Consider the following 9239-nt stretch of genomic DNA (forward strand, 5'->3'; position numbering starts at 1 on the left):
GAATTCGAACATGCGATCTAATTAATGGATGGAGCGCTTCCCCTTCCCCGACGACCTCGTGCGAGCCCAGCAGGAATGGCACGACACCTACCGCGCACTCACCCTCCCGTGCCCGCGCCGTGCCACCGAGCTGCGCCGTCGTCTGCTCGCCCTGTCCGTCCGGATCCACTGGCACCCGTTCTGGTCCACCCCGTCCGGCCGCACGCCGTCGGCCCGGGTGGAGCTGCGGCAGCTGACCGGTGGCGGCCGGTGTGCGGCGGGTGCCGCGCAATTCGGCTCCCGACTCGATGCGGCCCCGAGGCATAGCCATGCCTGACGTCATCCCGCATTCCTGCACCATCAGCGACCTGGAGAATAACCGGGCTCTTTTGGACTGGCTGCGCTGGCAGGTCGGACAGACCGAGCGCCGCGTCCGGGGGCTGTAGATCAGGGAAGCGCTGGAGCGGGAGCGGCGGGAACGGCCGCGAGCGGAGAGATCGTGGAGGATCCAGCCGCAGCGCTCCTCGCCGGTGGCACTGCTGCACCGTGGCGGCTGCACCACCTACCCTGACCAGGTGGGGCTGATCTCCCAGGAAGACGCGATGGCGGCCCTGGCGGAACCGGACATCGAGCCGTGCGAGGTCTGCCGGCCGGACACCGGACTGCTGAGCTGAACCGGCGGCGCCGCACCCGGCCCACCACGGTCTACGCGGCCACGTACGTATGCGCCCGCCCCGCCACTCCACCCACTCCGGCCGGTCCAACAACTCCTCCGCGTCTGTGAGCCCGGACCGCCGCAGAACTCCACGACGTCGTGATCGTCATAGGCGAGTCCGGCGATCTGCCCGCGGATGGTGACCCGCCGGCCGCCCGTGGGGGAGAGGCGGTGAATGACTATCGGCGCGCTCATCTCTCCAGGGTGCGACTCCGCGCCGTTCACAGCATGCCGGGCGGCGCTCCCGGACTCGCGCCCTACGGCGGGGCGTCGTAGACAGAGAACATGTGCGAGGAACAGACATCGTGGCAGGCAAGGTCGTGCCGGAGATCGGGAGCACCCCGACTCCTGACCCAGGCACGTGACCAACCGGGAGGGAGCCTCGCGTGGTTCTGAGGCTGCCTGTGGAACCGATGCTCGCGCAGGCCCACGAGACCCTCCCACCCCTCGCCTCCGGCCGGGTGGCAGTCCAGCCCAAGTTCGACGGTTTCCGGGCACTGCTCTACACCCGCTCCGTGAGGGTGATCCGGTGCTGTTGCAGACCCGGCGCCGGGCCCTGTTCCAGGACCGCTTCCCCGACCTTGCCGCCGCCGCACGCAGTCTCCCGGCCGGGCTCGTCCTCGACGGCGAGCTCGTCGCCCTCGACCACTGCGGGCAGCTCAGCTTCACCGCCCTGCAACGCCGCGCGACCGCCGGCCGCAACGCTCGCGCCTTGGCGGCCGAGATGCCCGCCCATTCTCTCGCGTTCGACGTCCTGCGGAGCGACGGCCAGGAGCTCTTGGACGAGCCGTTCACACACCGACGCAAGGTCCTGGAGGCACTGTTCGCCGACCACCGGCTGGCACCGCCCTGGACGCTCTGCCCGTCGACCACAGACCCGGCGATTGCCGACGGGTGGCTGCACGAGTGGACCGATGTTCCCGAAGTCGAAGTTGTCGTCGCCAAGAGCCTGACGGGCCGCTACCGGCCAGGTGTCGGCGTACACCTGAAAGCGCACAGGTAGGTACGGCCGAATGTGCACAACGGTGGTGCCCGAGCCCTTCGGCGTTCTGGCTCTGCTGGTCAGTCCTGTCCAGGGGTGAGGCGGGCCGCGCGGTTGGTGAGGTGCCGTCGCTCCGGTGTGCTGCTGGTGCGGCGGGCCGCCTCGCGGTAGGCGTGGGCCGCCGCGTCGTGTTCGCCGAGTTGTTCCAGGAGATGGGCGCGGACTGCGAGCAGACGATGGTGGTGTGCCGTGCGCCGGTCGGAGTCCAGGGTCGCCAGCAGGTCGAGCCCGGCGGTGGGGCCGTGCACCGTCGCGACGGCGACGGCACGATTGAGGGTGACCACCGGATTTGGCGCGAGGTGCTCCAGCAGGCCGTACAGGGCGAGGATCTGCGGCCAGTCGGTGGCATCGACATCCTCGGCCTCGCCATGGACCGCGGCGATCGCCGCCTGCAACTGGTAGGGGCCGACCTGCCCCCTGGGCAGGATCCGGCTGATCAGGTCGAGGCCCTCCGTGATCAGCCGACGGTTCCAGAGGGTGCGGTCCTGCTCGGCCAGCGGCACCAGGGCTCCGCCGGGCCCGGTGCGGGCAGCTCGGCGTGCGTCGGTGAGCAGCATCAGGGCCAGCAGCCCGGCCGTCTCGGCGTGGTCGGGCAACAGGCGGCGCAGCAGCCGGGTGAGCCGGATAGCCTCGGTCGACAGGGCCGGCGCGGTCAGGTCAGGGCCGGCGGTGGCGGTGTAGCCCTCGTTGAAGACCAGGTACAGCACATGAAGTACCGCCTCCAGCCGTCCGGCCCGGTCGGCCGCCTGCGGCAGACGCAGCGGCGTCGCGGAGTTCCTCACGGTCTGCTTGGCGCGGCTGATGCGCTGGGCCATGGTCGCCTCGGGCACCAGGAAGGCGGCGGCGACCTGTGCGGTGGTCAGACCCCCGACCGCGCGCAGGGTCAGGGCGATCCGGCTGGACTCCGACAGCGCCGGGTGGCAGCACAGGAACAGCAGCGCCAGGGAGTCGTCCCGGTCCGCGTCCGCCCCGGCGTCCGCGGGCCGGCTCAGCAGCTCGGCCTGGGGGGTGGCCAGGGCGATGCGGTCCTCACGCCGGCGCCGCGCCTGCTCACTGCGCACCTGGTCCACCAGCCGGCGTGAGGCGACGGTGACCAGCCATCCCCGGGGATTGTCCGGCAGTCCCTCGGCGGGCCATTGGAGGGCGGCGGCCAGCAGCGCCTCCTGGACGGCGTCCTCGCAGGTGTCGAAGGCGCCGTAGCGGCGGACGAGCGCGCCGAGGACCTGCGGCGCCAGCTCGCGCAGCAGGTCCTCGACGCCAAGTGCCTCGCTCACAAGTCCGCCGCGGCGTCGTGCAGGACCGGCCAGAGCTCGACCGGATCGGTGTCCGCGAAGGGCATGTCGGCGGCGATCTCGTGCGCCCGCTCCAGGGACTCGCAGTCCAGCATGTAGAAGCTGGCGAGATACTCCTTGGTCTCGAGGTACGGCCCGTCGGTGACCACAGGGGCGCCGTCCTTGCGGCGCACCAGTTGCGCATTGGCCGCGTCCGCCAGGCCGTAGGCGCCCAGCAGTTCACCGCTCTCGCGGTACTTCTTGTTGAACGCGTCCTGCCTGGCGATCGCCTCGGGCCAGGCGTCGGCCGGAAAGGACTCCCACTTGGCCTGGTTGCCGTAGATCATCGCGACGTACTTCATCAGGTGTCCCCTTGTGTCCCGCGCACCCCTTCGGCGCGCTTCCACCCCACAGTCGGAGCCGCGCACGCCTCCTCGACATCCGGCACAGAAAAAGATTCTCGGCTCTTCCTGCGGTCGCACCGGCGGATCGCCCGCCCCGAACGATCAACCTATCCGGCGCCCTCCGCCCAGGGACAGCCACCCGCCCTGGTGCACGTTCGCGCGTACCCGCCTGTGCAGATTGCCCCGTACGCCGACACCAGGTGTGCGCGGCGGGACCGAGGTCCGCCGCCGGGACTCCACTGAACCGCTCACCGGCGGCGTCACCGGCTCTCTGCACCACCCCCAGGTCCTGCTGCTGGGCCGCCACGACACCACCGGGCGTCTACGGTTGGTGGGAAAGACCGTCCCGCTGAAACCCAGCCCGGCCCGGGACCTCGCCGACCACCTCACCGCAGCCGGCCCCGACCACCCGTGGACCGGCGGCCGGTTCACCGCGTCCTGGAACAGCCGCCTGGAACCGGTCCTGGTAGACCCCGTGCTCGTCGTGGAGGTCAGCGCGGACGTGTCACAGGACCCTGGAGTGTGGCGCCACCCGTTGCGCTACGAACGGCTCCGCAAGGGCTGGGCCAGCCCGGATCGCCCTTTGCAGCCCCGCGCCGGTTGACGCCTCGCGTCCCACGCCTTCCTGAAGGCAGGAGCTGCGGATGGTAGGTCTGGGCGGGCCTGATGTCCCGCTCGGCCTAAAGGTTGTTGCAGAAGGGTGGGTGTGGGCAGGCCGGGATGGCGTTTGACCTGCTGGTTCAGCCTGTCATGGCGAGGTTGTGCATGGTGGCGACGGCTTGGACGGCGTGGTGGAGCCCGTCTCCTTTCTGGCGGCAGTCGCGGAGGATTTTCCAGTTCTTCATGCGGGCGAAGGTGTGCTCGACGCGGGCGCGGACGCGTCGGTGTTCGGCGTTGTCCTCCTCCTGGCCGCGCAGGAGTGGGCGTCCGGCTCTTCTGCGGTGCGGGACGATCAGTCCGGTGCCCAGGTAGGCGCCGTCTGCGATGACTGTTGTCCCGGCCGCGATGGCGGGCAGGTCCGACTCTCGCCAGGCGTGGGCGTCAGCCTTGTTCCCGGGGACGGGGCGGGCTGAGGCGATCACCAAGCGGCTGTCCGCATCGATGATGACCTGCACGTTCGCCGAGAACCGATAGTTACGGGAGGACGCGGCGACCGTGCGGTCGCGGACCGGGACGAGGGTTCCATCCACGATCCACAACCGTTCGACATCCGCGACGGGCCGCGGCGCCGGCTCCAGCGCGAGAAGCGGCCGCAGGCGATGGATGATCCGGCAGACCGTGGCCGGGGAGCAGCCGAAGAGCGGGGCGAGCTGGCGCATCGTGAGGTTGGTCCGGTAGTAGACGGCCACCAGCAGGACCCGGTCGGCCAGGGGCAGGCACCACGGGCGTCCTCCACCGGGACCGTTTCCTCCCCGCTCCCGTACTACCTTCACCAACTTCTCGAACCGGCCCATCCGCAAGCCAGTGAACGTCTCCACCCACAACGGCTCAGCCCGCAACACCCCACCCATACAAGAGGAATGCCCTATCCCAGACGTTCTGCAACAACTTTTAGGGCCTGTTGCGAAAGTGGCGCGGTCGCCCCGAAGGGCGGGTCGCCCCGAAGGGCGGCCACGCGGCAGGCGCCGCTTCGTATCAGGTTCCGGAGGACCGCTGTCCCTGGGAGCCGTGGGCCGCGAGCGGAAGACTGCGCAGCGACAGTGCGCTCGGCGCCGGCAGCGCTCCGTGGGCCGCCTCGGCGCGGAACGACTGGAGCAAGAACGCCACCAGACGCCGGGACGCCGCACGGTCACCCGGCAGCGCGGTGACGAGACCGCAGTGCGCCAACAGGGCCACGGCAATGTCGGAGGGGTGGAAGTCGGCCCGCAGCGCGCCCGCCGCCTGAGCCCTGCGGACCAGGGTCATGAAGTCCCGCTCGACCTGTTCCCCGAACCTCGCGTGTTCTCGCGTGCTGTCCGGATAGGCCGCGCCGAACGCCGCCGGGAAGCCCCGTTCCTCCCGTTGCAGTTCGCAGACCGTCTCGACCAGTCGCTGGAAGCCCTGCCACGGATCGGGGTCGGCCAGCGCCTCGGTGAGCGCCCGAGCACAGGTGTCCATTTGGTACGCGAATGCGGCCCGCACCAGGGCGTCCCGCGTCGGGAAACGCCGGTACAGCGTCGCCACGCCCACCCCCGCCCGCCGGGCCACGGTCGCCATGGGCGCGTCGATGCCGTGCTCGGCGAAAACCAGGCGGGCAGCCGAAAGGATGCGCCGCCGGTTGCGCCGGGCGTCCGCCCGCAGACCGTCCTGCCCCGCGATCCGAGAGGATTCCCCCACCGCTGTCTCTCACCTCCGGTCAAATGGACGATCTCGTCCGCTTGCCAGCCTACGCTCGGCGCCACGATCCCCCACAGGGCCACTGGTGGCGAAGGTGAGAACGCAACGATGAACGACCGCACGATGAAAGCCGTACTGTTCGACCGCTTCGGCGGCCCCGAGGTGCTGTATGTGGGCCGGGTGCCACGTCCCGGACCGGCACCCGGCGAGGTCCTCGTGCGCGTGCGCGCATTCAGCGTGAACAGCGGCGAACTGGCGGCCCGTTCCGGTCGGGTCCGCCTCGTCACCGGCCGGAAGTTCCCGCAGCGCATCGGGCTGGACTTCACTGGCGAGATCGCCGCACTCGGCACCGGCGCGACCGGCGTAGCGGTCGGCGACCAGGTGTGGGGCGTCCTGGGCCGCAGCTCCGGATTCGGCAGCGCCGCCGAGTACGTGACGGTACGGCCCGAGCGGCTCGGCCGGGTCCCGGACGGACTGGACCTCGTGGCCGCTGCCGCGCTGCCGGTGGCCACCACGGCCGTCACGGCCCTCCGCGACAAGGCCGCACTGCGCCCCGGCGAACGGCTGCTTGTACGGGGCGCGGCGGGCGGCGTCGGCAACGCCGCCGTCCAGCTGGGACAGGCGTACGGTGCCGAGGTCACGGCCCTGGCCCGCGCTGCCAACCTCGACTTCGTCCGTACGCTCGGTGCCCACCACGCCGTCGACCACCGGACCGTGTCCCCTGCGGAACTGGGACTGTTCGACGTGGTCCTCGACACGGCGGGAACCGAACTGCGTACCGTACGGCGGATGCTGAAGCCGGGCGGACGCATGGTCACCATCGCCTTCGACCTGACGCGGCCCGCCGCCTCGCTGGGCTACATCGCGGCCAGCGCCGTCCACGGACGCGGCCGGGTGCGCTTCTTCAGCGGCAACCCCGAACGTGCGCTCTTCGACGACCTCGCCCGCCAGGTGACAGAGGGGAGGCTGCGGCCGGCGGTGGACACGGTCTTCCCGCTGAAAGAGACAGCGGCCGCACACCGGGCGCTGGAGGCGGGCGGTGTGCGGGGCAAGTACGTGGTCAGGGTCGACTAGGGTTTATTGGGAAGGTGCTGGTCACAGCCACTCGTTGAGGACTGCAACCAACACGGTCGCCTCGTAGCGGACGGCGAGCTTGTCGTATCTCGTGGCCACGGCCCGGTGGCGCTTGAGGCGGTTGATCCCGCACTCGACGGCATGCCGCTCGCGGTAGTCGGTTTTGTCGAACTTCGGCGGCCGACCGCCTCGGGCACCGAGCTTCTGGCGGTTGCGGACGCGGTCGGCGGGGACCGGGATGGTCGCCTTGATCCCGCGTCTGCGCAGGTAGGCCCGGTTGCGGCGGGAGTCGTACGCTTTGTCGGCCCGCACCCGGTCCGGCCGCCTGCGGGGCCTGCCCGGACCAAGGCGAGGTACCCGGATGGCTTCCAGGACCGGCTCGAATTGCGGCGAGTCACCCCGCTGGCCGGCTGTGATCACGACGCTCAGCGGCTTCTGCCCCTGCTCGACGGCAAGGTGGATCTTGGTGGTCAGGCCGCCTCGGGAACGTCCGAGACCATGGTCGGCCGGCTCAACGGCAATGCCGCCGGGCGGTTCCTTTTACAGATCCCCTTTTTCGAGGCCCCGGCGGCGTGCTGGTGGGCCCGGCAGACGGTGGAGTCGATATTCACGTCCCAGGTGATCAGGCCCTTCGCGTCCGCCTGAGCTTGGAGCTGAGTGACGAACCTGGCCCAGGTGCCATCGCGCTGCCAGCGCCGGAACAGGTCGTAGACCCGCTCCCAGGGCCCGTAGCGTTCCGGCACATCACGCCAGGGAGCACCGGTACGGGTCCGCCACCGAATGCCGTCTATCAGCTGCCGCCGCGTCCACACCGGCGGACGGCCCGGCTTGATGCCCTGCGGCAACAACGGCTCAAGCCGGGCCCACTGTCCATTCGTCAGATCACCACGCTCCACAGGGCGTGATCATCCACGACCAAGATTCACTTTCGCAACAGACCCTAGCCCCACCGCCCGGTGTGCCAGCGCCTTCACCTGGACAGTGGTCGTAGCCGGCCGGGCTCCCGCCTCGGATACCGTGTTCCTCTACGGGGTGCCATAACGGATGTGACGCCCCCCACCGGAGGTATTCAGCGTATGAGTTCAAAGCGCAGCAAGAATCCAGCCCTGCCCGTACTTGACGACGCATTCCGACTCGCGTCGGTCAAGGACGCCGAAGAGGCCACCCGCGACTTGGCCGCGCGGCTGGCCACCACCGAGCTGCGCCGCGTTTCCCACCCGGGCCGGGTCACCTGGGAGCCCACCGATCAGGCCGAGCCCGTACCGGTCCCGCCGACTGTGGTCGACGGTGACGGGGACCTGTGGCTGCGGGACCGGGGCGCTGGTACCTGGACCATGCCCGAGTTCAACCCGAAGGAGTTCCCGGCCCGCTGTGGCGAGGTTCTGACGTGGAACCAGCTTGCCCGCGAGTTCGGCCCGCTGACCGGACTGGCCGACGACCGCCGCATCGGCGGCGGCCGGCGCTGACCGCGCAGCCTTCTGGGATGACCGCGCTGTGAAGCGCCCGTTACGGGTAGGCGGGAGCTCCAGCTCACCGCCGAGCTCGACGTTGGCGGCGAGCAGGTACCGTGGTGGTGGCGTGTGACGGCCTCGAGCTGAGCGAACCCACCCAGTACGCGCACGCCGGTGTCCGAGACTGGATGCGCACGTGGTCCGAGATACTTCGGGAAGCCAAACAGCGGCTGGAGTTCTGCTGTGTGGCCCGCCTCCGCTGGCGGGGAGTCAAGCCCTGTTCCATGGGCCACTTGAAGCCAGTGGGACAGTCCGGGGGAGGCGTTAAGTCTCCTGACTGGCCCACGGGGCCAAAGTGGCTGCGACGCTTTGGGTGGCTCCTCGCCGGACCGCTACGGCGGACGTGCGCGCCGAAGCACGGGACCGAGGCGTCGGTTGTCAAACTCCGCACGAGGCACTCGCCACCACCCTGGGCGGGCGCTTGACGCTGGGCGTCCTGCTCAAGCGTCGCCGGCGCTACGCCGTGGCCTGGAGTCAGCGATTCGGGGTGGAACTGCTCGACGCGGTCGCGCTTGGTGTACATGTTCCAGTAGTGCTCTGCGAGGTCGTCCGGGTCGGCGACCGGGAATTGCGGTCCGTCGGCCGACTCGAAGGCGGCCTGGGCCGCCGCGGACACCTCACTGCGGGTGATCAGTGACGCGATGGTCAGGGCGCCGACGTAGATCCCCGTGCCAGCCAGCTCGGCGTTGAGGGAGTACAGGTAATTACGAGTGGCGGACATCACCGGGCCCAGGCCGCTGAGGTGGGGCATCGGCTGCGCCGCCGAGTGGCTTTATCGAGCAGTAGCGACGTCACTTGTCGACTGGTTTGGGAGGCGCCCAGAACCACGGTCGGGACTGCTGCACGCGTAGGTGACAGTGGGGTTATGCAGCCAGGGCTGCGGGTGGGGTCATGATGGCTTCGTACTCGACGGGGGTCAATCGGGCC

11 protein-coding genes and 1 pseudogene are annotated in these 9239 nt (G+C 70.1%); 6 read left to right on the plus strand and 6 right to left on the minus strand.

Annotation, left to right across the window (positions count from 1 at the left end; translation table 11 throughout):
• The first annotated feature begins 28 nt into the window (after positions 1–28).
• Together JOC24_RS32555 and JOC24_RS33695 are read left to right on the plus strand one after the other, a co-directional pair.
• A complete protein-coding gene (locus tag JOC24_RS32555; protein ID WP_239581389.1) occupies positions 29–316 on the plus strand; it encodes a hypothetical protein in 288 nt (95 codons plus the stop codon).
• 169 nt (positions 317–485) lie between these two features.
• Entirely contained in the window at positions 486–653 is a 168-nt protein-coding gene (locus tag JOC24_RS33695) for a DUF6233 domain-containing protein (protein WP_374104551.1), read from the plus strand.
• 51 nt (positions 654–704) lie between these two features.
• Here JOC24_RS33695 and JOC24_RS33700 read toward each other — a convergent pair.
• Positions 705–889: pseudogene (locus tag JOC24_RS33700) on the minus strand (hypothetical protein); the annotation flags it as partial.
• Between the two features lie 166 nt (positions 890–1055).
• Between JOC24_RS33700 and JOC24_RS32565 the strand changes: the two are divergent.
• Positions 1056–1697: an ATP-dependent DNA ligase gene (locus JOC24_RS32565; protein ID WP_374104550.1), complete on the plus strand. Its 642-nt coding sequence runs from the start codon at positions 1056–1058 to the stop codon at positions 1695–1697.
• 59 nt (positions 1698–1756) lie between these two features.
• Here the strand turns inward: JOC24_RS32565 and JOC24_RS32570 are convergent, their stop codons facing one another.
• Complete coding sequence (locus tag JOC24_RS32570) at positions 1757–3010, minus strand: RNA polymerase sigma factor (protein WP_205024041.1); 1254 nt, start codon at positions 3008–3010, stop codon at positions 1757–1759.
• The gene (locus JOC24_RS32575; RefSeq protein ID WP_205024042.1) at positions 3007–3369 is read right to left on the minus strand and encodes a YciI family protein; all 363 of its coding nucleotides are present in this window, start codon (positions 3367–3369) and stop codon (positions 3007–3009) included. Before JOC24_RS32575 ends, JOC24_RS32570 begins: the two co-directional genes overlap by 4 nt.
• A 244-nt stretch (positions 3370–3613) precedes the next feature.
• Between JOC24_RS32575 and JOC24_RS32580 the strand changes: the two genes are divergently transcribed.
• Positions 3614–4015: a hypothetical protein gene (locus JOC24_RS32580; protein ID WP_205024043.1), complete on the plus strand. Its 402-nt coding sequence runs from the start codon at positions 3614–3616 to the stop codon at positions 4013–4015.
• A 136-nt stretch (positions 4016–4151) separates the two neighbouring features.
• Here the strand turns inward: JOC24_RS32580 and JOC24_RS32585 are convergent, their stop codons facing one another.
• Positions 4152–4922 carry a transposase gene (locus JOC24_RS32585; protein ID WP_205024044.1) on the minus strand — a complete coding sequence of 257 codons (771 nt, stop codon included), beginning with the start codon at positions 4920–4922 and terminating at the stop codon, positions 4152–4154.
• Positions 4923–5046: 124 nt separating this feature from the next.
• A complete protein-coding gene (locus tag JOC24_RS32590) occupies positions 5047–5727 on the minus strand; it encodes a TetR/AcrR family transcriptional regulator (RefSeq protein WP_205024045.1) in 681 nt (226 codons plus the stop codon).
• Positions 5728–5835: 108 nt separating this feature from the next.
• Between JOC24_RS32590 and JOC24_RS32595 the strand changes: the two genes are divergently transcribed.
• The gene (locus JOC24_RS32595; protein ID WP_205024046.1) at positions 5836–6801 is read left to right on the plus strand and encodes an NAD(P)-dependent alcohol dehydrogenase; all 966 of its coding nucleotides are present in this window, start codon (positions 5836–5838) and stop codon (positions 6799–6801) included.
• Between the two features lie 21 nt (positions 6802–6822).
• On the opposite strand, the gene JOC24_RS32600 is transcribed toward JOC24_RS32595, so the two are convergent.
• A protein-coding gene (locus JOC24_RS32600) for an IS5 family transposase (protein WP_307792810.1) occupies positions 6823–7697 on the minus strand; the annotation gives its coding sequence in 2 pieces (ribosomal slippage) (positions 6823–7331 and positions 7331–7697; 876 coding nt in all).
• A 180-nt stretch (positions 7698–7877) separates the two neighbouring features.
• On the opposite strand from JOC24_RS32600, the gene JOC24_RS32605 reads away from it, so the two are divergent.
• A complete protein-coding gene (locus JOC24_RS32605; RefSeq protein WP_205024047.1) occupies positions 7878–8267 on the plus strand; it encodes a hypothetical protein in 390 nt (129 codons plus the stop codon).
• The last annotated feature ends 972 nt before the right edge of the window (positions 8268–9239 follow it).

The sequence above is a fragment of the Streptomyces sp. HB132 genome, from assembly GCF_016909575.1.
GTDB lineage: Bacteria > Actinomycetota > Actinomycetes > Streptomycetales > Streptomycetaceae > Streptomyces.

Coding starts and splice junctions, on each gene's coding strand:
- JOC24_RS32575 (WP_205024042.1), bottom strand. CDS start 3,369: ATGAAGTACGTCGCGATGATCTACGGCAACCAGGCCAAGTGGGAGTCC.
- JOC24_RS32595 (WP_205024046.1), top strand. CDS start 5,836: ATGAACGACCGCACGATGAAAGCCGTACTGTTCGACCGCTTCGGCGGC.
- JOC24_RS32585 (WP_205024044.1), bottom strand. CDS start 4,922: ATGGGTGGGGTGTTGCGGGCTGAGCCGTTGTGGGTGGAGACGTTCACT.
- JOC24_RS32555 (WP_239581389.1), top strand. CDS start 29: ATGGAGCGCTTCCCCTTCCCCGACGACCTCGTGCGAGCCCAGCAGGAA.
- JOC24_RS32605 (WP_205024047.1), top strand. CDS start 7,878: ATGAGTTCAAAGCGCAGCAAGAATCCAGCCCTGCCCGTACTTGACGAC.